The 25387-nt window shown below is 33.5% G+C and carries 21 protein-coding genes; 12 read left to right on the top strand and 9 right to left on the bottom strand.

Annotation, left to right across the window (positions count from 1 at the left end; genetic code table 11):
• Positions 1-59 precede the first annotated feature (59 nt).
• The 7 genes from B0A68_RS22200 to B0A68_RS22170 all read right to left on the bottom strand — a co-directional run bounded on the left by B0A68_RS22200 (position 60) and on the right by B0A68_RS22170 (position 7125).
• Positions 60-821 (bottom strand): tetratricopeptide repeat protein, encoded by a 762-nt coding sequence (locus tag B0A68_RS22200; protein WP_035687766.1) that lies wholly within the window; start codon positions 819-821, stop codon positions 60-62.
• A 42-nt stretch (positions 822-863) separates the two neighbouring features.
• Positions 864-1901: a VWA domain-containing protein gene (locus B0A68_RS22195; RefSeq protein ID WP_035681542.1), complete on the bottom strand. Its 1038-nt coding sequence runs from the start codon at positions 1899-1901 to the stop codon at positions 864-866.
• Positions 1902-2030: 129 nt separating this feature from the next.
• On the bottom strand, positions 2031-3035 hold the full coding sequence (locus tag B0A68_RS22190) for a vWA domain-containing protein (protein ID WP_035681543.1): 1005 nt from the start codon (positions 3033-3035) through the stop codon (positions 2031-2033).
• Positions 3035-4669, bottom strand: a complete 1635-nt coding sequence (locus B0A68_RS22185) for a hypothetical protein (protein WP_035681546.1) — start codon at positions 4667-4669, stop codon at positions 3035-3037. The genes B0A68_RS22190 and B0A68_RS22185 overlap by 1 nt, the downstream gene beginning before the upstream one ends.
• A 201-nt stretch (positions 4670-4870) precedes the next feature.
• Positions 4871-5110, bottom strand: coding sequence for a four helix bundle protein (locus B0A68_RS22180; RefSeq protein WP_240475226.1), 240 nt, complete (start codon positions 5108-5110; stop codon positions 4871-4873).
• Positions 5111-5176: 66 nt separating this feature from the next.
• A complete protein-coding gene (locus B0A68_RS22175) occupies positions 5177-6040 on the bottom strand; it encodes a DUF58 domain-containing protein (RefSeq protein ID WP_035681548.1) in 864 nt (287 codons plus the stop codon).
• An 80-nt stretch (positions 6041-6120) separates the two neighbouring features.
• Entirely contained in the window at positions 6121-7125 is a 1005-nt protein-coding gene (locus tag B0A68_RS22170; RefSeq protein WP_035681551.1) for an AAA family ATPase, read from the bottom strand.
• Positions 7126-7338: 213 nt separating this feature from the next.
• Here B0A68_RS22170 and B0A68_RS22165 point away from each other — a divergent pair, with 213 nt between their 5' ends.
• The 4 genes from B0A68_RS22165 to B0A68_RS22150 all read left to right on the top strand — a co-directional run bounded on the left by B0A68_RS22165 (position 7339) and on the right by B0A68_RS22150 (position 10954).
• The gene (locus B0A68_RS22165; protein WP_035681559.1) at positions 7339-8214 is read left to right on the top strand and encodes an aldo/keto reductase; all 876 of its coding nucleotides are present in this window, start codon (positions 7339-7341) and stop codon (positions 8212-8214) included.
• 15 nt (positions 8215-8229) lie between these two features.
• A complete protein-coding gene (locus tag B0A68_RS22160) occupies positions 8230-8736 on the top strand; it encodes a GNAT family N-acetyltransferase (RefSeq protein WP_035681566.1) in 507 nt (168 codons plus the stop codon).
• Between the two features lie 181 nt (positions 8737-8917).
• Complete coding sequence (locus B0A68_RS22155; RefSeq protein WP_035681569.1) at positions 8918-9670, top strand: SDR family NAD(P)-dependent oxidoreductase; 753 nt, start codon at positions 8918-8920, stop codon at positions 9668-9670.
• Between the two features lie 144 nt (positions 9671-9814).
• Entirely contained in the window at positions 9815-10954 is a 1140-nt protein-coding gene (locus B0A68_RS22150) for an ATP-binding protein (RefSeq protein WP_035681571.1), read from the top strand.
• 64 nt (positions 10955-11018) lie between these two features.
• Here B0A68_RS22150 and B0A68_RS22145 read toward each other — a convergent pair whose 3' ends face one another.
• Positions 11019-11762, bottom strand: a complete 744-nt coding sequence (locus B0A68_RS22145) for a DUF3298 and DUF4163 domain-containing protein (protein WP_035681573.1) — start codon at positions 11760-11762, stop codon at positions 11019-11021.
• A 173-nt stretch (positions 11763-11935) separates the two neighbouring features.
• On the opposite strand from B0A68_RS22145, the gene B0A68_RS22140 reads away from it, so the two are divergent.
• Complete coding sequence (locus B0A68_RS22140) at positions 11936-13078, top strand: cystathionine gamma-synthase (RefSeq protein ID WP_035681575.1); 1143 nt, start codon at positions 11936-11938, stop codon at positions 13076-13078.
• A gap of 74 nt (positions 13079-13152) precedes the next feature.
• Here B0A68_RS22140 and B0A68_RS22135 read toward each other — a convergent pair whose 3' ends face one another.
• Positions 13153-13947, bottom strand: coding sequence for a THC0290_0291 family protein (locus tag B0A68_RS22135; protein WP_035681576.1), 795 nt, complete (start codon positions 13945-13947; stop codon positions 13153-13155).
• A 326-nt stretch (positions 13948-14273) separates the two neighbouring features.
• Here B0A68_RS22135 and gdhA point away from each other — a divergent pair, with 326 nt between their 5' ends.
• The 7 genes from gdhA (at position 14274) to B0A68_RS22100 (ending at position 25170) form a co-directional block, all read left to right on the top strand.
• The gene (gene gdhA, locus B0A68_RS22130; RefSeq protein WP_035681578.1) at positions 14274-15617 is read left to right on the top strand and encodes an NADP-specific glutamate dehydrogenase; all 1344 of its coding nucleotides are present in this window, start codon (positions 14274-14276) and stop codon (positions 15615-15617) included.
• Between the two features lie 135 nt (positions 15618-15752).
• The gene (gene porZ / locus B0A68_RS22125) at positions 15753-18035 is read left to right on the top strand and encodes a type IX secretion system anionic LPS delivery protein PorZ (RefSeq protein WP_035681583.1); all 2283 of its coding nucleotides are present in this window, start codon (positions 15753-15755) and stop codon (positions 18033-18035) included.
• 55 nt (positions 18036-18090) lie between these two features.
• Positions 18091-19539, top strand: a complete 1449-nt coding sequence (locus tag B0A68_RS22120) for an MBOAT family O-acyltransferase (protein WP_035681585.1) — start codon at positions 18091-18093, stop codon at positions 19537-19539.
• Positions 19540-19542: 3 nt separating this feature from the next.
• A complete protein-coding gene (locus B0A68_RS22115) occupies positions 19543-20490 on the top strand; it encodes a hypothetical protein (protein ID WP_035681586.1) in 948 nt (315 codons plus the stop codon).
• Between the two features lie 44 nt (positions 20491-20534).
• Positions 20535-21248 carry a DNA repair protein RecO gene (gene recO, locus B0A68_RS22110; protein WP_035681588.1) on the top strand — a complete coding sequence of 238 codons (714 nt, stop codon included), beginning with the start codon at positions 20535-20537 and terminating at the stop codon, positions 21246-21248.
• 130 nt (positions 21249-21378) lie between these two features.
• Positions 21379-24780, top strand: a complete 3402-nt coding sequence (ileS, locus tag B0A68_RS22105) for an isoleucine--tRNA ligase (protein WP_035681589.1) — start codon at positions 21379-21381, stop codon at positions 24778-24780.
• Positions 24781-24789: 9 nt separating this feature from the next.
• Complete coding sequence (locus B0A68_RS22100; protein ID WP_035681592.1) at positions 24790-25170, top strand: TraR/DksA family transcriptional regulator; 381 nt, start codon at positions 24790-24792, stop codon at positions 25168-25170.
• Positions 25171-25387 lie beyond the last annotated feature (217 nt).

Here is a 25387-nt window from a genome sequence, read left to right as displayed (position 1 = left end):
TTAATCTTTAGGATTTGATCGATTAAACAAATGAACAGTTAAACGATTAACCAAAAATCCTACCAGTCTTTTTCTGGTTTTTTAGGATTTCCTTTTACTTTTTGAGCGTTTATTTTTTCCTGAACTTTCTTTTCTTCATTATTTACTGCATCTAGTAAATTCTGAACTCGATCTTTTGAGATACCGCCCGGCGTTGGTTTAGGTTCTCCTTTGTTGTCTGACTTGTCATCTTTTTTAGGATCATCTTTGCCGTCTTTTTTATCCTTGTCTTTGTCGCCTTTATCGTCTTTTTTCTTATCGTCTTTTCCGTCCTTTTTCTGATCGTCTTTCTTTTTATCTTTATCCTTATCCTTGTCTTTCTTGTCTTTGTCTTTATTCTTGTCGTTTTTAGGAGGGTTTTCTTTTAGTTTTTGTTTCGCATAAGCAAAATTATAACGCGTTTCATCGTCTGTCGGATCGTTACGCAAAGCTTGTTTGTACGCTTCAACTGCCTGTGTATAATCTTTCTCTTTCATAAAGACATTTCCAAGATTATGATATGCTTTATGTTTCTCTGGTCTGGTAGTTGCGTTTTTTATGGCTTTCGCGTAAGCATATTTAGCTTCAGAAGCCTGATTTTGTTTATAAATTGTATTTCCTAAATTATATGGAGCTGTTGCGCGTTTCGGAAATTTTGATTCAGAAATTCTATAACCAGCCTCAGCATCAACAAATTTATTCTGCTTATATTCTTCATTGGCACCAGGCAGTGTCTTGTCTTTCTCTTGAGCAGAAACTGCCAGAGAGCACGTTAGTAAGATATAAAGAAGTAAATTTTTCATTCTATGTTTTTTGTTTGTTTGTTCAGAATCCGGTTCGAACAATTATTTCTTTTCGTTAAATAAATTCAACTCTTTAATCCAGTTTGTTTTTCTTTCTAAAAGGAAAATATCCAAAAACAATAATAAGAAAGCAAAGCCAATAAACCATTGAAACTGCGATTGAAAATCGGCCATCTGCGTAGATTCAAATTCTGTTTTCTGAATGTTATTTAGCGCATTTTTAATGTATTCTAAAACCTCTTTCGTGCTTCCTCCGTATACATATCCGCCGCCTTTGGTAGCTTTTGCAATGGCTTTTAAACTTTCCTGATTAAGTTTGGTAATTACAGTCTGGCCGTCCTGATCTTTTTGGTAAGATTTTAATACGCCGTTTTCTTTTAACGGAATTGTTCCTCCTTTTTCAGTTCCAACACCAACGGTAATAATTCTCATTCCTAATTTGTTGGCCTCTTCTGCAGCTGCGGCGGCACCTTCAGAATGATCTTCTCCATCAGAAATTAAAATAAGAAGCTTACTGGTTTTGCTTTTTTCACCAAAAATTTTAGCCGATAATAGAATAGCTTCGTCAAGTGATGTTCCTTGCGATGAAACCATATCCGGCGTCATACTTTGCAGGAACATTTTGGCAACGCTGTAATCTGAAGTAACAGGTAAAACAGGAAATGCACTTCCGGCATACGCTACAATTCCGATTCTGTCACTTCCTAATTGATTTATAATCTGCGAAACCAATTGTTTACTTTTATCTAAACGGCTGGGTGCAACATCTTCGGCAAGCATACTTTTAGAAACATCGACAGCAAAGACAATATCAATTCCTTCACGTTTTACGGTTTCCATTTTGGTTCCAATCTTCGGATTTACTAATCCTATAATCAGGCATGCAAGAGCTAATAATAGTACAACTATTTTTAAAACAGGTTTAAAAACTGATTTTTCAGGGCTCAGTCTTTTTACCATTTCGATATCACCAAATTCACGTTGTTTTCTTCTTTTCCAATACATTGTAAAAAGGAAAACACACACCACAATTGGGAGCAGGAATAAAAGGTATAAATATTTTTTTTCGTCTAATTCCATAAATTTTTAAAATTCCAATCCCGAAGCATCGGGAAATTCCAATTTCTGTTGTTTGTTTAAGAAGCTGTTATTAAATTCTTAATTTGATCCCAATTGCTTTCGGGAATAAAATTGTGAATTTTGCAGAAATTAAATAAAGCTTCTGTAAACCGTGTTTCTTAAACCAATTTCAAGCAATAATAAAAATCCCGCAAGCAATACAAAAGTTCTGTACTTTTCGTCATAATCATAGAATTTTAATTCTTGTATTTCGGTTGTTTCCAGTTTATTGATCGAATTGTATATTTCTGCTAATTTGTCACTGCTGGTTGCTCTAAAATAAGTTCCATCTGTTTTTCTGGCAATGCTTTTCATCAATCTTTCGTCGATCTCTACTTTTTGCATTTTAAATAAAAATCCCTGGCCGTTTGGAGCAAATGCGTAGGGCGATGCAGCCATTCCGTTACTTCCAAGTCCGATTGTATATACTTTTATTCCGTATTGTTTTGCAATATCAGAAGCCGTTTCGGGTTCGATAAATCCGGCATTATTTACACCGTCTGTCAGTAATATGATAACGCGGCTTTTTGCTTTACTGTCTTTTAAGCGATTTACAGCAGTTGCAAGACCCATTCCGATTCCGGTTCCATCTTGCAGTGCGGTATCGTACTTAATATCTTTTATGGCTTCTAAAATTACAGCTTTGTCACTCGTAACCGGCGTTTTGGTATAAGCTTCTGAAGCATACAAAACCAATCCGATTCTGTCGTTTGGTCTTTCTTCTACGAAATCTGCCGCTACTCTTTTTAAAGCTTCCATACGGTTTGGCTTTAAATCTTTTGCCAGCATACTCCCAGAAACGTCTATTGCCATTACAATATCAATTCCTTTGGTAGTTTTGGTCTGATTGCTGATATCTACAGTTCTTGGTCGTGCCAAAGCGATGATCAATGAGCTTAGCGAAAGAACTCTAAAAACGTACAAACTTGGTTTTAATTTTGTCAACAGCGAGGCGCTATTTTTAAAACCATTTGTAGAACTCATTTTTAGTGTAGCCGACTGCTGGTTGCGTTTCAGTAAAAACCAAATTACAGCAATTGGAATTAACAGAAACAACCAAAAAAATTCTGGATTTAAAAAAGTTATTTTACTCATTAGTTATTTGCTTTTTTAAGTTCAACAGAATTCAAAATTCGTGTTGTAATATCATTAGCATATGTATCGCCTTCTTCATGCAGAATCGTGATTTGCTGTAATCCCTGATCTTGTTTGAAAAGCAAGATTTCATAATATGCTTTTGTACTTGTTTTATCTTCAGGATTTAAAATCGTCATTGTACCATATCCTTTTAGACCCTGAATACCTTGATTGGTCTGAAAATCTTCTTGTTTTACAATAATATTTTGACCGCCCTGAGCTTCAATTATTTTTATAGAACCTTCTAATGCTTTTGCCAAATCCAGTTCGACAGGATTTTTGAATTTGCTGGTTGAAACAGTTACATAAAAGTTGTCAATCATGCTTCCGTATGCAAAAAGCTGCATTTCTTTGATTAGGGCCATTGTCTCTTTTGGAAGCACTTTTTGAGTATCCATTCGTTTTAAAACTTTTGGAGTTTCAATTATAACGCCTGGATTTCCATATTCGCTTTTTACCCATTCACCTTCTAATAATTCTTTAGACGGATGCCCGATAACATTATCTTTTACGTATTTGAAACCTTTTGTAATCACAAAAAAAGTTGTTGTTGCAAGTAGTAAAAACACCACAGATCCAACAGTTATAGCAATACGCTGATTTCGTTTTTTAAGTAATTGAAGCTTGATTTGTTTCTGTCTTTGTGCTTCGTTTAGTAATTGATCTTCTTCTTCTGCAGGAACTTCCGTTGGAATAGCGTTGTCAAGTGTTAGAATTACTTTCTGAATTTTATTTCTATCCTCTGTAATTTCAAAATCAAGAGGTTTAGATTTTGCAAATTTCACCAAATCGGCCTGACGTAAAACGCGTTCTAAATTTTCAACGGTTTCTGGAGTCAGCGTCATTTTCTTTTTCGTAGAAGCAGTTCTAATACCTTGGATTAACTCTGAGGTAGTGCTTTCCATTGCGGGAATCTGAATTGCTTCTTCAATATAATTACGGGCAATATCTGTTAATTCACTATAATATTCTTTTACTTCGCCTTTTTGCCAAAGTTCTTTTTTCTCTAAGTTATTAAGCAGGCTGGTTGCTTTTTCGATTGGGGTTTTGTACACCTCTTCTTCAATCTTTTTCAACTGATGTTTTTTTACATACCAGTATATTAATGCTCCAATTCCTATTACAGCTAAAATTATCAACGTATAAATCCACCAGTTTCCAATGCCTTCATCAACAGAAGAAATATCTTTAATGTCATACATTTTTTGCTGTAAGGTATCTACCTTAATATTGGTAACTTCAACTTTAATAGAATCTGTTGCAAAAGGCTTTTTATCAATTAAAATTTTGATAGACGGAATTGTATAGCGTCCGGAATCAAATTGAGTTAATCCGTATTTTTTGATAAGTTCGTAAGTATCGTCTTTTTTTACGGTATCAACCGGGTACGATTGAATTACTTCCAGTGCACCAATATTTTTAAGTTTTGGAAAAACAACATTCGATTTTGAGTTTACAACTGTTTTAACAGTCAGTTTAAACTCAGCACCAATTTTGTTCTTTGTGGTATCAATACTTGTTTCTACTTGTTTCTGCTGTGCAAAGACAATAGTAGAAAAGAGCAATAAAAATATATAAAGTTTAAATTTCATTTGATTTATGATTGAAGATTAACGATTTTTGATTTTTGATTTTCCAAGGATTGTCAGTTGTCTTTAAAATAGTAATCTTTAATTTTTATGAATTATTTTTTGATGTTTTGATACTTGAAACGAAAATTGATATTAACTGATTTACTTCTTCTTTTGCTTTCTGCATATTATTGAAATCTGTTGACAAATTTGATTTTTCAATTATTTTAAGACAAACAAAAGTTTTCTTAATTCCTTTAGGCAGATCCCCATTTTATGAATAAAATCTTTTTTGCTTTCTGCACTTTGTGCTTCGCCATAATTCAAAGCTGGAGAAGTACTTGAACGTATTATTTGACCTAAAAGATGATTTCCTGCATAATTTTTTTCAAATGTGATTGTTAAACGAATTATGCTTGAGGCAAAATCAATTAATCTATTTTCTAATTCTTGCTTATTCATTATTATCTTTAAAATACAATTTCCTCCATCAGAAATCAAAAATCGTTAATCTTCAATCAAAAATCTTTACCTCGATTTGAAATAGCCTAATAGTTTGGTTACATAATTCTCGTCAACTCTGGTGTTGACAATTCCAGCTCCAGATTTACGGAAGGTATCTTTAAAATAATTTAATCTTTCCTGATAATACTTCTCATAATTCATACGAACAGTTTTAGAACTGGTATCTACCAATTGAGTTTTGCCAGTTTCGGCATCAAGCATGGTTACCATTCCTAAATTTGGAATTTTTTCTTCACGGATATCGTATACTCGAACGCCTGTAATGTCGTGTTTTTTTGAAGCAATTTTTAAAGTATGCTCGTAAGAGTCAGACATGAAATCGGAAATCATAAAAATAATAGCTTTCTTTTTTTGAGTTCCCGAAAGAAATTTCAAAGCTTGTGCAACATCTGTTTTTTGGCTTTTCGGCTCAAATTCGATCAATTCACGAATGATGCGTAAAACATGCGAACGTCCTTTTTTTGGCGGAATATACAATTCGACATTGTCAGAAAATAATATTAAACCAATTTTATCATTATTTTGTGTAGCCGAAAAAGCCATCGTTGCAGCAATTTCTGTTACGATGTCTTTTTTAAACTGACTTTTAGATCCAAATCCTTCAGAACCCGAAATATCTACCATTAAAACCATGGTCAATTCGCGTTCTTCTTCAAAGACTTTTACGTGAGCTTCATTGTAGCGTGCGGTCACATTCCAGTCGATGTTACGAATATCGTCTCCGTATTGGTATTGACGCACCTCGCTAAAGGTCATTCCTCTTCCTTTAAATGAAGAGTGATATTCTCCCGAAAAGATATGATTGCTCAGTCTTTTGGTTTTGATCTCTATTTTCCGTACTTTTTTTAAAAGCTCTTTTGTATCCATTTGATTTGTTTAAAGTTTAAAGTTTAAAAGTTTCAAGTTCGTTTTGCAACAACCTGAAACCTGAAACTCGAAACAAATTTTTAAGGTACTTCAATCTCGTTTACGATTTTATTGATGATGTCTACAGAAGTAATGTTTTCCGCTTCCGCTTCATAAGTGATCCCAACTCTGTGACGTAAAACATCATGCACAACAGCACGAACATCTTCTGGGATTACATATCCGCGGCGTTTGATAAATGCATAACATTTTGCTGCATTAGCTAAATTGATACTTCCACGCGGAGAGGCTCCAAAACTGATAAGAGGTTTTAGATCTGCTAATTTGTATTTCTCTGGATAACGAGTTGCAAAGATGATATCTAAGATATATTTTTCGATTTTTTCATCCATATAAACTTCACGAACAGCTTCTTGTGCACGCAAAATCTGCTCTACAGAAACTACCGGATTTACTTTTTCATATGATCCTTTTAAGTTTTGGCGAATTACGAAACGTTCTTCGTCAATTTTTGGATAGTCGATTACGGTTTTCAACATAAAACGATCGACTTGTGCTTCTGGAAGCTGGTAAGTTCCTTCTTGCTCTACCGGGTTTTGGGTTGCCAATACTAAAAACGGACGATCTAGTTTAAAAGTCGTGTCGCCAATAGTAACTTGTTTTTCCTGCATGGCCTCCAAAAGTGCAGATTGTACTTTTGCAGGAGCACGGTTAATCTCATCGGCAAGTACAAAATTAGCAAAAACAGGTCCTTTTTTAATAGAAAATTCGTTTGCTTTAATATTGTAAATCATGGTTCCGACAACATCGGCAGGAAGTAAATCAGGAGTAAACTGAATACGGCTGAAAGAACCCTGAACTGCTTGAGATAAAGTGTTAATGGCTAGTGTTTTGGCTAATCCCGGAACACCTTCAAGTAAAATATGCCCTTGTCCTAAAAGACCGATTAATAGACGTTCGACCATGTGTTTTTGGCCCACAATAACTTTGTTCATTTCCATTGTAAGAAGGTCTATAAAAGCACTTTCTCTTTCAATTTTTTCATTTATAGCTCTAATGTCTAAAGTCGTTGTATTTTCTTCCATATAAATATTTTTAAAAACCCTGATTTTTATGTCCTAATTTTGAGAGTGCAAATTGAATATTTTTTGAGAAGTAAGATGTTAAAGAATGGTTAAAACTTCTACCAATGGCCTAATTTTAAGGACGAATTATGAATCTATTTTTATATTTTTAAGAACTTTGGTGATTATGTTTTATAAAAGCATAATTATCACCAAAAATAACGCAATAAAATCATGAGCAAAACAGTCTTATCGCCTATCATTTCTGGCACTATGAATTGGGGAATATGGGATAAAAACCTTACAGCCAAGGAAATGGAAAACATGATACAGATTTGTATCGAGAATAAAATTACCACTTTTGATCACGCAGATATTTACGGATCATATACGACCGAAGCAGCTTTCGGAAAAGCATTTCAATCCAGCAAAATTTCAAGAGAAAAATTACAGCTGATTACAAAGTGCGGTATTCAAATGATAGCCGAAAATCGTCCGGAAAATAAAATTAAACATTACGAATATTCTAAAGAATATATTGTTTGGTCTGCAGAAGAATCATTAAAAAAATTAAAAACAGATTATGTTGATGTTTTTTTGCTTCATAGACCAAGTCCTTTAATGCAGGCAGATGAAATTGCCGAAGCAGTGGAGAAATTAAAGTCAGAAGGAAAAATTATCGATTTTGGGCTTTCAAATTTTACAAGTTCACAAACCGAATTAATTCGCCAGAAAACAGAAGTAAGCTACAACCAGGTACAATTTTCTGCAACTCATTATGAAGCGATGCTCGACGGAAGTTTAGATTATATGCAGACGCACAGAATTTGTCCGCTGTCTTGGAATCCGCTTGGAACTGTTTTTAGAGAAGATACTAAGAAAACACGCCGATTAAAAAAACTGCTTTCAGACTTAGTTAAAAAATATAGTTTTGGTTCTGATACATTATTGCTGGCCTGGATTTTAAAACATCCTGCAGGAGTTGTGCCAATTGCCGGAACTGTTAATGTTGCCAGAATTCAATCGCTGATGAAAGCGGTAGAATTAGAAATGGACAAAGAAGACTGGTTTGCAATCTGGACAGAAAGCATGGGCGACGATGTGCCTTAATTATACATTCTGAAAATGATATTTTTAGAAAAATTTCAAAAGCAATTTTATTCGGAATTGATTGATTCTATTAAAAGTGCAAAAGAATTGATGCAGTTTGGAGGTCCGGAATTTACTTTTCCTTTAACAGAAGAACAAGTTGATAAAACACTTTCTGATAAAAACAGAATTGCTTTTAGAGCAGCAAATCTTTCTGATGGTGCTACAATTGGACATTGCGAGATCTATTTTAAAGATGATTCAGCTAAGTTAGGCCGAATTCTTATTATGGATGTAAATCAAAGAGGAAAAGGAATTGGTGAACAAATGGTAATTTTATTACTGGAATTTATTCTTAAAAACAGGAAAGAACGAAGTGTTGAATTGAATGTTTTCGATTTTAATATTGGTGCAATAAAGTGTTATGAAAAAGTAGGTTTCACGATTAATCCAGATAAGAAATTGTTGAGAGAAGTTGATGGCGAAATCTGGACAGCGCTTAATATGGTGCTGCATTTAGAAGATTGGAAAAATAAGAATTGAAAATATTAGCTGAATCGTTGGCTAAAAAAATTAAATACATAGAAACATAGATTTTTATTGTCATGACAAGGTGTAATAAATGACAAGCATTTACACATAGCTATGTTTGTTGATGCTAAGCAAAGCGCCTTTTTTTAAGTTTTGGATCTATGTTTCTATGTGTTAAAACAAAATTATTACAATGAAAAAAACAGTTTTAATTACTGGAGCCACGAGCGGGATTGGAAAAGCAACCGCACAAATACTGGCAAAAAACAACTATAAAGTGGTTCTTTGCGGAAGACGTAAAGATCGTTTAGAAGAGCTGGAAAAAGAACTTTCGGCTTACACCGAAGTTCATTCTTTGTCTTTTGATGTTCGTGATAAAAATGATGTTTTAGATAAAATCAATCAATTGCCAGAAGCATTTTCTGCAATTGATGTTTTAATTAATAACGCAGGAAATGCACATGGTTTAGACCCAATTCAAACCGGAGATTTAGATGATTGGGACGCTATGATTGACATCAATGTAAAAGGACTTTTATATGTTTCAAAAGCCATAATTCCTCAAATGACTGAGAGAAAATCGGGACATATTATTAATATTGGTTCAACTGCGGCCAAAGAAGTGTATCCGAACGGAAATGTGTATTGCGGTACCAAACACGCTGTTGATGCCATTACTGCCGGAATGCGAATTGATTTGAATCCATTCGGAATTAGAGTTGGTGCAATTCATCCGGGAATGGTTGCCACCGAATTTAGCGAAGTTCGTTTTAAAGGCGATGTCGAAAGAGCTTCAAATGTGTACAAAGGTTTTGATCCGCTGCAGGCAGAAGATATTGCAGATATTATTCATTTTGTGGTTTCAAGACCCTATCATGTAAATATTGCCGATTTGGTTGTAATGAGTACAGCGCAAGCGTCATCAACTATTGTTAAAAGAGGTTAATTAGATTGTTAGATATGAGATTATTAGACTAACTTAGACTTCTTAGATTTGAAGTTTATTTAATCCAAAATCTAAGGAGTTTAAAGTCTAAAGTCCAGCAATCTGAAGTCTAAAAATCTAAGCAAGTCTAAATATCTAAAAAGAATGATTAATAAACGCCTTTTAATAAAAAATCTACTTGCTCATAATGATGAAAGCAGTTTTTATGATAAAAAAAGGCAGTTGAATCTTCATTCGAGAGAAGGGAAATCTAAATTTCTAAAACATATTTGTGCCTTATCAAATTCAAACCCGGCTAATAATTCTTATATCGTGGTTGGTGTTGAGGATCAGGATAACGAAATCGTGGGTGATGATTTCTTTGATGACAGCAGAATTCAGAATCTTGTAAATGCTTTTTTAGAAAATCCGCCTCGAATTCAGTACGAAAATGTGCCTTTTCCAAATCTGCCAAAAGACAAAGTAATTGGACTGGTAACCATTAAGCCTAAAAGTAAAGTTTCTTATTTTAAAAAAGGAATTCATACCATTCTCGCTAATAGCGTTTTTGTGAGGCGTGGCAGTAATTCTGTCCCCATTGAAGGTGAGGTAGAGAAAAATTATCAAAATACTGAAACGGTTATCGGGATTGAAAACAGTTCTCGCAACAGTATTCAATACACACTAGACGGCGTTATCGATTTTATGAATTTCAGGCATAAAGATATGTCGCCCAAATATCATGTTTTTAAAGAATTGTTTGTGATCTGCTGGGCTGGGGTTCCTAAAAAATCACGTGATAAAACCTTTCTTTCACGCGTTGATATTGAGTTGATCAATGAGCAGATTAAGCTTTTTTATTCGGCTCAGGATGTGATCACTATTGTTTTTGATGATGACAGCTTTACAATTACAGAATATGTGCCGCTGGGATTAAATGATAAAACGAGTTATTATCCTCTCGAAGAGCAGACCATTAATTTCTTTGATAATGGCTACTATAAAATTGATCGTAAAATACTTTTTCAGCCTCCGGAATTTAATAAACGAATGTTATTTCATATTTACAATTCTAATATTGCACTGCTTCAAAAATTGCAAAAAGGAATTTTGTTATCCGAACGAGAATTAAAAGATCTTGAAAATCTGCCTTCTACTTTTATGATTTGTTATTTAAATGGTTTTGATGAGGCAAAGCAAAAACTGATAGATGCAAAATTACTCTTGAAGCCTTTTGGCAGTATTTATTTATCTTTTAAAGAAGCATTGCGAATTCTGCGTAAAATGAAGTATGATATTCAGTGATTTTAGGTTCAAAGCTTCAGAGGAGCAAAGTGACAAAGGTTTTTGTCTGACTTTGTTAAATGTCTTATTTGAATTTCAGGTATTTATTTACCTGATCGTAAGGGAATAAAAGTTTTTTCGGGCCATCGGCATACGATGCAGCTTCGTATGAATTATAATAGAGCAGTAAACCTTCTTGTGTATAAAAAATATTTTGAGGAAGCTGAAATTTATCATTTTCAAACATTAAACCCGTCGCGTTAATGTTAGAACTTGCCGGAATATGATATTTTGTTCTGAATTCTTTTTCGGCGAAAGCCAGAAATTCTTTTTCGTTTTTAAACAATTGATTATTCAATATAGTTTTTCCTGTTGCTGGATTAAACAACAAAGAACGATATCCCTGATAGCCGTGTGCACCTCCGGTAAAAGTATAATGATCTATTTTAATATTGATAATCTGATTAGATTCAAATTCTATATTTCCTTTAATTTTTGCTTCCCATCCAAAAGTTTCTTCTGGAAATTTGGTATGCATTTCTTCATAAGAAGAAATAAAAGACGTCGCTAAAGAATTATAATCATTGACTTTTAATGAATCTCCTTCAAAAAAGACGATCTCTTTTACGACCAAAAAGACTGTTTTGTTAATACTGTCGGCAACTATTTTTTTATTTTTTGCAATCGGAATATCTATAGAAATTTCTGGACATTCACTTTTGCAGGGGACGTCAGATTTTTTTTCAAAGGTTTCATTTTCAAATGATAAATCTTTACTGCAGCTTGAAAAAAGCACTAATAGAAAGACTAAAAAAGAATATTGTTTCATGTCGTAAAGTGTTAATTATATTAAAAAGATAAACCTTAACGGCAGGATTAAAATAAATTAAACGGTAAATTTGTATTCTAAAATTACGATTTTTAAAACATAAATCAAAGAAATCGTTATTATCAATAAATTTGCGGTAAATAAATACCAATAAAAAATAAATTTTACATTCTATGAAATTCAATACTAAAGTGATTCACGGTGGGCAGCATCATGATCCAAGTACCGGAGCAGTAATGCCTCCAGTATATCAAACATCAACTTTTGTACAAACAAGTCCGGGAAAACCATTGGCGGATTATGAATACAGCAGAGCCTCTAACCCAACTCGTACTGCCTTAGAAAATGCTTTGGCAAGTATCGAAAACGGAACACGCGGTTTGGCTTTTTCATCTGGTTTGGCAGCGACAGATTGTGTATTAAGATCTTTTAAAGCCGGAGATGAAATCATTGCAATGGATGATTTATACGGAGGAACTTATAGAATGTTTTCGAGAATTTATAAAGATTCCGGAATAAAATTCCATTTTGTAGATATGACTGATATCGCAAAACTGAAATCTCTAATCAATGAAAATACAAAATTAATCTGGGTTGAAACTCCAACAAATCCGTTAATGAAATTAGCAGATATTCAGGAAGTAGCAAAAATCACCAAAGAACATAAAATATTATTTGCAGTAGATAACACTTTTGCAACACCATATTTGCAAAAACCGCTAGATTTGGGAGCCGATATTGTAATGCATTCAGCAACAAAATATTTAGGAGGACATTCTGATGTTATTGCCGGAGCATTAATTGTAAAAGATGAGGCTTTGGGAGATCAATTGCATTTTCAGCAATTTGCAACAGGTGCTACACTTGGACCTATGGATAGTTTTTTGGTTCTTAGAGGTATTAAAACACTTTCGTTAAGAGTACAGAGACACTGCGAGAATGGAGAGAAAATTGTGGAATTCTTAAGCAGTCATCCAAAAGTAAAAACTGTTTATTATCCAGGACTTGCAAGTCATCCGTTTCATGAGATTGCAAAAAAGCAAATGAAAGCTTTTGGCGGTATGGTTTCTTTTGATTTTAAATCAGGAAAAAAAGAAGATGCTGTTGCTTTCTTAGAAAAGCTTAAAGTTTTTACTTTGGCAGAATCTCTTGGAGGAGTAGAATCGTTAGCAAATCATCCTGCTTTAATGACACACGCATCTATTCCGGCAGATAAAAGAGCAGAAGTTGGTATTACAGACGATTTGGTTCGTTTGAGTGTTGGTATCGAAGATGCAGAAGATTTAATAGCCGATTTGGAACAGGCTTTGTCTTAAGGGTTAAAATAAAAAATCCCAAATTCCAATTTTAATATTTTGGAATTTGGGATTTTTTTTATGTTTAATTTTCTTTAGAATTCTAAGTAATAAATATATCCAAAGTTAAACCATACCTGCCAGTCATTAGACTTGTTTTCTTTGTAGATATCTTTATTTGGATTTAAACCGTCAATCCAATCTGAGTTGTACATCTGAAAACGTGTTTCAAACATTAAATCACTCATTGTAGTCAGCTTGTAATGTACACCTACGCCTGCTGTAGCAGATAAAACGACACCATCTTCACTAGAAAAACCATGTGCACGGCCATCAGACGGAGTTAAATATTTCCCAGGTGTAACTGCCGGTAGATTTATGTCTCCTAAATGAGAACCTACTTTAGTTGAGTAATAACTCACCTGAAATCCAAGACTCATATAAGGACTCAAGCCGCCAATTGTATTTTCAAAATCATGTATTTTCATGAATGGAGAAAATTCAATCTGTGCTCCTAATCCTAGTAAACTAGAACTAGCATGCATGTTCTTTAATAATGTAGTAAAGGGTTTGGCTGGTGTTCTTTCAACATACTGACCAAAATGTTTTAGGCTGGTGTGACTGAAAGATAGTTCAGATCTTACCTTAAAATGTTCAGTAAAGAAACTTTCTCTGTTATTATTAGCAGAAAAATTGATCCAGTGTACAATTCCGATTCCAAAACCGGTATTTCCAACATTGGTATCAAAATTATTTCTTTCTCCAAAATCTGATTGGAGCGTTACAGGACCTGCAAAAATTCCTACTTCTTGTGCAAGATCGGATTGGGCATTTACCGTAGTCGAGATACTAATAAAGGCAAATAATGTGATAAATAGGGGCTTAAGCATACTTTTTGGCTTTCAAATCTAGGCAAATATATAAAAAACAAGCACCATTCAAAATATTAAATCAATCTATTAAAAAATAAGTAACAAAAAGCTTAAATTACTAACTTTAACGAAGTTAATTGAATACAAAGACAGAACTGTAAAATGTATTTGTTTGGAATGTTTGAAAAATGCATAATTCGGCACGAAAAAGCAAAAAATATAACATTGCAATACTCATTTTAATATATCTTTGTCTGTTAAAACGAAAACGTTTTCTTAAATATAGTTTTCTTATTCTGTTTTGAGTAAGAATAAAGTAATTGTCTGAATAATTTATTTCAAAAATGGAACATAAAATAAATGAATTTATGGCTCTTATCGAGTCAAAAAATCCAAACGAGCCAGAATTTCTTCAAGCTGTTAGAGAATTTGCAGAAACAGTAATTCCATTTATCGCAGAGCGAAAAAAATACGATGGAAAAAATTTACTTTTAAGAATAGCCGAACCAGAACGTTCTATAATTTTTAGAGTGCCATGGGTAGACGACAAAGGAGAAATAATTGTAAACAGAGGTTTTAGAATTCAGATGAATTCTGCGATTGGTCCTTACAAAGGAGGAATCAGATTTCATCATTCTGTAAATTTATCTGTTTTGAAATTTTTGGCTTTTGAGCAGGTTTTTAAAAACAGTTTGACAACACTGCCAATGGGTGGAGGAAAAGGAGGTTCTGATTTTGATCCTGAAGGAAAATCTGATGGGGAAATCATGCGTTTCTGCCAGTCTTTTATGACTGAATTATGCCGTCATATTGGTCCGGATCTTGATGTTCCTGCCGGAGATATTGGTGTAGGAGCCAGAGAAATTGGTTATTTGTTTGGTCAGTACAAAAGAATAAGAAACGAATTTACAGGAGTTCTAACCGGAAAAGGTCTGGCTTACGGAGGTTCTTTAATAAGACCAGAAGCTACAGGATATGGTGTTGTATATTTTACAGATCAAATGCTTCGTACAATTGGACATGATATAAAAGGTAAAAAAGTTGCTATTTCAGGATTCGGAAATGTAGCTTGGGGAGTGGCACTAAAAGTAAATGAACTGGGAGGAAAAGTGGTTACTATTTCTGGTCCTGATGGTTATATTTATGATGAAGACGGTATTTCTGGTGAAAAAATTGATCATATGGTCGAGATGAGAGCAACTGGAGATAACCGTGCAGAAAGATATCTTGATAAATATCCGAATGCTGTTTTTCATAAAGGTAAAAGTCCTTGGGAAGTAAAAGTAGATATAGCAATTCCTTGTGCTACACAAAATGAGCTTAACGGTGATGATGCTAAAAAGCTGATCGATAATGGTGTTTTATGTGTTACAGAAGCAGCAAATATGCCGTCTACATTAGATGCTATTAAACTGTTCTTAGATCATAAAGTGCTGTTTGCTCCTGGTAAAGCGGCTAACGCAGGAGGAGTAGCAGCTTCTGGGCTAGAAATGACTCAAAACTCTATTCGTCTTAACTGGACAAGTGAAGAGGTAGATTTAAGATTAAAAGATATTATGACTGGAATTCATAATCAATGTAAAAAATACGGTACAGACGAAGACGGCTATGTTAACTATGTTAAAGGAGCTAACATTGCAGGATTTGTTAAAGTTGCCGACGCTATGCTTGCTCAAGGTGTAGTATAAGTTTTAAACTAAATAAAAAAATGTCTTCATTTCTCTTATATTAGAGAAGTCGAAGACATTTTTTTTATTTCTAAAAAGAAGAAAAATTAAATCTTTCCGTTTGTAGTATATTTGTCCATCCGAATACATTAAATGATGAAAAGAAACTTTCTCTATATTTTGTTTTTGCTGCTTTTTCAATTTACTTTCTCTCAGAGTAATTTGTCCTGGCAGGGATATTTTTCTTTTAATGAAGTAAAAGATATTTCAGAATCTTCTACAACTGTTTTTACCGCTTCAGAAAATGCATTGTTTTCTAAGAATGTAAATTCAAACACCTTAAAAACAACCACTACAATAGACGGGCTTTCTGGCCAGACGATTTCTGCGGTTTATCATAGCGAAACATTAAAAAAAACCATTGTTGGATATGAAAACGGAATGATGATTTTGGTTAATGAAGTCGACGGCAGCATACTCAAAGTAGTTGATATTATAAACAAACAACTTCCCGCAACGCTTAAAAAGATCAATCATTTTATGGAATATAATGGCTTGGTTTATGTTTCCTGCGATTTTGGAATTGTTCAATTTAATCTGACTACTTCTAAATTTGGCGATACTTATTTTATAGGTGATAATGGAGCAGAAATCAGCGTAAAACAAACCGCATATTTTAATGGATTTATTTACGCAGCAACTTCAAACGGAATTAAGAGAGCAGACAGCACCAGTCCAAACTTAATCGATTTTAATCAATGGATTTTGGTGAATTCTGGAAATTGGTCGAGCGTAGAAACATTCGATACGGAGCTTATTGCTGTAAATTCTTCTGGGTATATTCATAGATTAAATTCAAATGTTTTTGTCGGCTTTTTGCAATTGCCCCAACCGGCTGTAGATCTCCGTGCTGTAAATCATAGTTTGTTTGTAACCACACCTGGTGTAGTTTATGTGTATAATAACCAGATGATTCAGAGTAGGCAGATAACCAATACTCAGGTTTTAGAAAATACTTTAAATTTTACCTGCGCATCTGCTGTTGGGAATTTAATTTATATCGGAACAAAAGAAAAAGGATTGTTTTCTTCTGCATTAACAGGAGTTAATGTCTTTGAAAATATAACGCCGGGCGGACCAGCCAAAAACAATATTTTTTCGCTTGATGTAACGCCAAATGTTCTTTGGACAGTTTACGGTGATTATGATACATTTTATAATCCTTATCCTTTAGATAGTTACGGGATAAGTAAATACAACACAAATGGCTGGCTGAATATTCCGTACAGCGAAGTTTTTGATGCAAAATCGATTACTAAGATTCTTGTAAATCCAACAAATGAAAATCAGGTTTATGCAAGTTCTTTTTTTTCAGGATTATTAAAGATTGAAGAGGATGTTCCTAATCTTTTATACAATGAAAACAACAGCGGTTTAGAAAGTTTAACAACGGCAGATCCAACTTATGTTGACGTGAGAATCAACGGGACTGTTTTTGATAAAACAGGAAATCTTTGGGTAACAAACAGCAGGGTTAAAAATGGTTTAAAAGTCTTAAAAACCAATGGGCAATGGCAAAGTTACCCAACAAGTGAAATTTTGACCACTCCAGAATCTACTAATTACGGCAATATTGTAATTGATAAAAATAATACAAAGTGGATTGCGACAAGTAATAATGGTGTTATTGCTTTTAATGAAAGTAATAATACATTCAAAAAAATGGCTTCTGGCGCAGATACAGGCAATCTGCCAACAGACAATGTGAGGGCAATAGCAATTGATACTAAAAACCAGCTTTGGATTGGAACAGGAAAAGGTTTGAGAGTGCTCTCAAATATTGGAAATTTTCAAACTGATGCACAGCTGAAAGGAAATTCGATTATAATTTTGGAAGATAATCTTGCGCAGGAATTATTATACGAACAGTTTATTACTGCAATTGTCGTAGACGGAGCCAATAATAAATGGATTGGAACGGCAGATTCAGGTGTTTTTATGGTGTCGCCAAATGGACAGGAAACTAAATATCATTTTACCATAAGTAATTCGCCGCTGCCAAGTGATGTAATAAATGATATAAAAATCAATAGTAAAACGGGAGAAGTTTTTATAGCGACTACCAAAGGGATGATTTCCTTTAAAGGTATTGCAACAGATGCCAATGAAAACTTGAATAATGCTTATGTTTATCCGAATCCTGTGCGTCCAAATTATGCCGGAACCGTAAAAGTTGCCGGATTAATCGATAAAGCCAATATTAAAATTACAGATATTGAAGGTAATTTAGTTTACGAAACCACTTCGACAGGAGGAACAATAGAATGGGACACAACAGCTTTTGGGAAATATAAAGTTGCTTCTGGTGTATATATGGTTTTTATATCTGCGCAGGACGGAAGCGAAACGAAGGTCAAAAAAGTAATGATTATTCGATAAAGAGAATTTACAAGAAACTAAAAATAAAATCAAACACAAATCCTAAACCTGCATAATGCTTTTTAATTCTTTAAATTTTGCAATTTTTTTACCGATAGTATTTGTTCTCTATTGGTTGGTGGTAAATAAATCATTAAAATCTCAAAATGCCTTACTTCTTTTATCGAGTTATTTTTTTTATGCTTGCTGGGATTGGAGATTTTTGTTTTTATTAATTTTTTCTACTGGTTTAGACTATTTTTCTGGGATAAAGATATTCGAATCTAAAAATCAGATTACAAAGAAATTTTGGTTTTGGCTGAGTATATCTATAAATCTTGGATTTTTGGGAGTTTTTAAATATTATAACTTTTTTGTTGAATCGTTTGCAGAGGCAGTGTCTGGTTTTGGTGTGCATATAAATTCTCTAACATTAGATGTACTATTACCGGTAGGGATTTCATTTTATACATTTCATGGTTTGTCGTATGTAATTGATATTTACAAAGGCAGAATAAATGCAGAAAAAAATATTGTAGATTATTCTGTTTTTGTAAGCTTTTTTCCTCTGCTCGTTGCAGGACCTATTGAAAGAGCAACACATCTATTACCTCAAATTCAGAAAAAGAGAATTTTTGATTATACAAAAGCAGTAGACGGACTAAGGCAAATTTTGTGGGGATTATTTAAAAAAATTGTAATAGCAGACCAATGTGCTCAATATGCTAATGATATTTTTAATAATTCTGCTGAATACTCAGGGAGTACACTTGTTTTAGGCGCAGTATTTTTTGCGTTTCAGATTTATGGTGATTTTTCTGGTTACTCAGATATTGCAATAGGAACAGCACGTCTTTTTGGAATTGATTTGCTCAGGAATTTTGCTTTTCCCTATTTTTCAAGAGATATTGCTGAGTTTTGGAGGAGATGGCATATTTCGCTTTCAACTTGGTTTCGAGATTACTTATATATCCCACTTGGAGGAAGTAAAGGAGGTATGTGGATGAAAATTAGAAATACCTTTATTATTTTCATTGTAAGTGGGTTTTGGCACGGAGCAAATTGGACTTTTATTGTATGGGGATTTCTACATGCATTATATATCATGCCATCTATCATTTTTGAAAGAAATAGAAAAAATCTAGATATTGTAGCCCAAGGTAAATACCTTCCCAATGCCAAGGAATTTCTTCAGATGGTTTTGACATTTAGCTTAACCGTTTTTGCTTGGATTTTTTTTAGAGCAAATAATTTGGAACATGCCGTAAGTTATATTTCAGAAATATTTTCAAGTTCGTTATTTACTATTCCCAAATATGATGGAGATGATTTTAAAAAAGTAATGTTTTTATTATTGTTAATTTTTATGGTTATGGAATGGTTGGGCAGAGAGGATCAATTTGCCATAGCTAAATTGGGATTAAAGTGGAAGCCAATTTTTAGATACGCAACGTATTATGCAATTATTATTGCGATATTTTGGTTTAGTGGTAAAGAACAACAATTTATTTATTTTCAATTTTAGTATATGAGGAAGTTTATTATAAAAATATTTTATTTCTTTTTTCCTTTTATAATTCTGTCTTATCCACTTGATTATGCAATTTCGTATTTCTTAAGCAAGTCGAATCAGACGGTGGGTGAATTTGAAGTTATGGATGATATCTACAATTCAAAAGCAAATTGTGACATTGCAATTTATGGATCTTCAAGAGCTTGGGTACATATAGATCCTAAAATAATTAGTGATTCATTGACTCGTACAGCCTATAATTTCGGAAATGATGGACATACATTTGACTTGCAATATTTACGACACTTAGAATTTCTCAAGTACAATAAGAAACCTGCGACAATAATTCTTTCGGTTGATATTTTTTCTTTGCAAAAGGTTGGTGGTTTGTATGAAGCTGATCAATACCTTCCATATATGCTGTGGAATGACAATTATTTGAAGTATACGAAATCATATAATTACTATACTAATTTAGAGTATTACATTCCTATGATTCGTTATATAGGTAAAATAGATGTGTTAAAAACAAGTATTCAATATTTGATTAATGGCATCCCGGTAAATAATTATCGACACAACGGATTTCTGGGTATGGATAGGGTATGGAACACAGATTTTGACAAAGTTAAATCAAAACAAAAAACGTATAGAGTAAAATTGAATAAACAACATATCCAACTTCTAGAAACTTTCATTAAAGAATGTAAAGAATTGGAAATAAACTTGATTCTCGTTTATACTCCCGAATATAAAGAGGGACAGGATTTTGTAGCTAATAGAAAAGAAGTTATTGATGTTTACAACAAATTTTCTAAAAAATATAATTTGAAATTTTACGATTATTCAAATGATGAAATTTGTTTAGATAAAACACTTTTTTATAATGCGAGCCATTTAAATAGTAAAGGCGCTGAAATGTTCACCAAAAAATTTGCAAGTGTCTTAAAATCGATTATTTAACATTTATGTTTGTGCTTACTTTTGGTAATTAGTGAATTAAAAAGATGCAGGTAAAAACCAAAGCCATAGTAATTTCCTCTTTAAAATTTCAGGAAAAAAGTTTGATTGTAAAATGTTTTACACTTTCAAGCGGACTGAAATCTTATTTTGTGCGCGATGCTTTTTCGAGTCGAAAGGCAAGTCAGAAGATTGCTTATTTTCAGCCTTTGTCGATTTTAGAAATAGAAGCCGTTCATAAAAACAAAGGGACTTTAGAGAATTTCAAAGAAATAAAAACTAGCATTCCTTTTAAGACCATTCACACCGATATTGTAAAAAGTACGATGGTCATGTTTTTATCTGAAATGCTTCATTATTCTATTCAGGAAGAAGAAAAAAACGAACCGCTTTTTGTGTTTTTAGAAACTGCGCTGACTTGGCTGGATCATCATGATGAAATTTCAAATTTTCATTTGATTTTGCTTTTAGAAATAACCAAATATCTAGGTTTTTATCCCGATGTTTCGGAAATTAATTTGCCTTATTTTGAAATGAATGATGGTGTTTTTACACTTTTTTCTGGTGGAAGTGTTTTAACAGAACATGAAACGGCTTTATTTAAAAAATTAATCGATTTAAAATTCGACAACGACCAAAAAATCTTTCATGTTTTAGAAAGACAAATACTGCTAAAAATTCTAATTGATTATTATAGTTTTCATTTGGATGGATTCAAAAGACCAAAATCTTTGGATATTCTAAAGGAAGTTTTCTCTTAAATCAAACAAAACGTTACTATTTCTTGAATATTATATTATAAATTTCTTGATATCGGTCTTTTTTCTGTCATCTTTTATCTAATTTCCTCAAAATTCCTTACTTTCGCACCTCGATTAAGAAAAGGATAAAATGAGCACAAAATTTACTGAATACAAAGGACTTGACTTACCAACAGTGGCGTCAGAAGTTCTTGATTTTTGGAAGAAAGAAAATATATTTGAAAAGAGTGTAACGACTCGCGAAGGCGCTGAGCCTTACGTATTTTTTGAAGGTCCGCCTTCAGCAAACGGATTACCGGGAATTCACCACGTGATGGCACGTGCGATTAAAGATATTTTTTGCAGATATAAAACTCAAAAAGGTTTTCAGGTAAAAAGAAAAGCCGGCTGGGATACCCACGGTTTACCTGTAGAATTAGGAACTGAGAAAGAGCTTGGAATTACAAAAGAAGATATTGGTAAAACCATTTCTATAGAAGAATATAACGAAGCGTGTAAAAAAACCGTTATGCGTTATACCGACGTATGGAATGATTTGACCGAAAAAATGGGGTATTGGGTAGATATGGAAGATCCATACGTTACTTACAAACCTAAATATATGGAATCGGTTTGGTGGCTTTTGAAACAAATCTACGATAAAGGTTTGTTGTACAAAGGTTATACGATTCAGCCGTATTCTCCAAAAGCCGGAACCGGATTGTCTTCTCACGAAGTAAATCAGCCGGGAGCTTATAGAGATGTTACAGATACTACGATTGTAGCGCAATTCAAAACTTTGCCGGAAACGCTACCAAGCTTTTTACAAGGTTTTGGAGATATTCACATTTTGGCCTGGACGACAACGCCTTGGACATTACCATCGAATACCGCTTTAACCGTTGGTCCAAAAATCGATTACGTTTTAGTAAAAACCTTTAATCAATATACTTTTGAGCCTGTAAATGTTGTTTTGGCTAAAAATTTAGTTGGAAAACAATTCGGAAAAGGATTTTTTGCAAGTGAAGATGACGCTGATTTTGATAATGTAAAAGAAGGTGATAAAAAATTGCCATACAAAATTTTAGCAGAAGCAAAAGGTGCTGATTTAGTTGAGATTCGTTACGAACAATTATTACCATATGTATTGCCTTACCAAAATGCAGAAAATGCATTTAGAGTAATTTTAGGTGATTTCGTGACTACAGAAGACGGAACAGGAATCGTGCATACAGCTCCAACTTTTGGTGCAGATGATGCTAAAGTAGCAAAAGAAGCAAAACCGGAAATTCCGCCAATGTTGGTTTTGGATGGAGAAGGAAATGCAGTTCCATTAGTTGATTTGCAAGGGAAATTTACTTCACATTTAGGAGATCTTGCCGGTAAATATGTGAAAAACGAATATTACGATGCGGGACAGGCGCCAGAGCGTTCTGTTGATGTTGAAATTGCTATTCGATTAAAAGAAGAAAATAAAGCCTTTAAGGTAGAGAAATACGTGCACAGTTATCCGCACAGCTGGAGAACTGATGAGCCGTTATTATATTATCCGCTAGATTCTTGGTTCATTAAAGTAACCGATGTAAAAGATAGAATGTTCGACCTGAACGAAACTATCAATTGGAAGCCTAAGTCTACTGGTGAAGGACGTTTTGGAAATTGGTTGAAAAATGCCAACGACTGGAATTTATCTCGTTCTAGATATTGGGGAATTCCGTTGCCAATTTGGAGAACTGAAGACAAAAAAGAAGAAGTTCTTATTGGTTCTGTTGAAGAATTATACAATGCGATCGAGAAATCTATCGAAGCTGGTTTTCAAAAAGAAAATCCATTTAAAGGTTTCGAAATCGGAAACATGTCTGAATCAAATTATGATTTAATCGATTTGCATAAAAATGTAGTAGATCAAATTACTTTGGTTTCGGCTTCAGGCCAGCCAATGAAACGTGAGAGCGATTTAATTGACGTTTGGTTTGATTCTGGCGCAATGCCTTATGCACAATGGCATTATCCTTTTGAAAACAAAGACAAAATTGACGAGAATAAGGATTATCCTGCGAATTTTATCGCAGAAGGTGTTGATCAGACACGCGGATGGTTTTATACTTTGCACGCTATTGCAACGTTGGTTTTTGATAAAGTAGCGTATAAAAACGTAGTTTCAAACGGTTTGGTTCTGGATAAAGACGGTGTAAAAATGTCTAAGAGTAAAGGTAATACTATAGATCCGTTTAAAACCATAGAAGAATACGGTCCTGATGCTACTCGCTGGTACATGATTATGAATGCAAATCCTTGGGATAACTTAAAATTTGACCTTGAAGGAATTGCTGAGGTACGTCGTAAATTCTTCGGAACTTTATACAATACCTATTCATTCTTTTCATTATATGCTAATATCGATGGATTTAAATACGATGAAGCGGAAATTCCGTTAAACGAAAGACCTGAAATCGATCAATGGATTATGTCTGAACTGCATACGTTGATAAAATTTGTTGACGAATGTTATGCAGATTATGAGCCGACAAAAGCTACAAGAGCTATTTCTGACTTCGTCCAGGAAAACTTAAGTAACTGGTATGTTCGTTTATGCCGTCGTCGTTTTTGGAAAGGCGAATATGCTCACGATAAAATTGCAGCTTACCAAACCCTTTATACTTGTCTATTGACGATAAGTAAATTAAGTGCTCCGGTCGCTCCTTTTTTCATGGATAAATTATACAGAGATTTAACTGCTTCTACAGGAACTGAGAATTTTGCCAGTGTTCACTTGGCTGAATTCCCAAAATTTGTCGAAAACTTTGTTAATAAAACGTTGGAAAGCAAAATGCAGAAGGCGCAAACCATCTCTTCATTGGTTTTATCATTGCGTGCAAAAGAAAAAATTAAAGTACGTCAACCTCTGCAAAAGGTAATGATTCCGGTACTTGACGAAAATGAGAGAGTAGAAATTCAAGCTATTTCTGACTTAGTAAAAGCAGAAGTAAACGTGAAAGAAATTATACTTTTAGACGATGATTCTGGTATTTTAGTAAAGCAGATAAAGCCTAATTTTAAGGCTCTTGGACCACGTTTTGGAAAAGATATGGGGTTGATTTCCAAAGAAATACAAGCTTTTTCAGCTGATCAAATTAATCAATTAGACAAGCAGGGAACGTTAGATATTGTTATTGCTGGAAATAATGTAACTTTATCATTAGAAGACGTCGAAATAACATCACAGGATATTGAAGGATGGCTGGTTGCAAATTCTAACGGAATTACAGTTGCGCTTGATATTACGATATCTGAAGAATTGAAGAACGAAGGTATCGCGAGAGAGTTGGTAAACAGAATTCAGAATATCCGTAAAGATTCAGGATTTGAAGTTACCGATAAAATTAAGGTACAAATAAAAAGAAATGCTCTTTTAGAAGAAGGAGTTTCAAAAAATGAAGACTATATTAAGTCTGAGACATTAACAGACAGCTTACTTTTTGTTGACGCTTTAGAAAACGGCACAGAAATTGAGTTTGATGATATTAAAACAACGATATTAATTTCAAAATAATATAATAAAATGGTAGATGAAATTACAAGATACTCAGATGCTGATTTAGCAGAGTTCAAAGAAATAATTCAAAATAAAATACAAAAAGCACAAGCAGATCTTGATTTGATCAAAAGTGCGTACATGAATGACTTGAATAACGGAACGGACGATACTTCTCCAACTTTTAAAGCTTTTGAAGAAGGAAGTGAAACAATGTCTAAAGAAGCAAACTCTCAGTTAGCAATCAGACAAGAGAAGTTTATTCGCGATTTAAAAAACGCATTATTCCGTGTTGAAAATAAAACATATGGTATTTGCAAAGTAACCGGTAAATTAATCGGCAAAGAAAGGCTTAAAATCGTTCCTCATGCAACAATGAGTATCGAAGCTAAAAACCTGCAGAGATAAAAAACACCCGTTTAGAATAAAAAAAACAAGCGCTCCTTTTTAGGGGCGTTTTTTTTGTTTAATGTTTGATGAAGAATAAAAAGATGCGAATAAATTATATTTGAAAGAAATTAATGATATTTATTTGCAGAATATTTAAAGAATGAGACTCTTGTTTTGTAAGAACTCTTAAAATGTAGTTTGAAATGCTTTTTAATATTTTTTAATTAGAACTGCT

The sequence above is a fragment of the Flavobacterium reichenbachii genome (assembly GCF_002217435.1).
GTDB lineage: Bacteria > Bacteroidota > Bacteroidia > Flavobacteriales > Flavobacteriaceae > Flavobacterium > Flavobacterium reichenbachii.
Note: the sequence above shows the minus strand (reverse complement) of the source record. Positions and strands in the feature narration are given on the sequence as shown.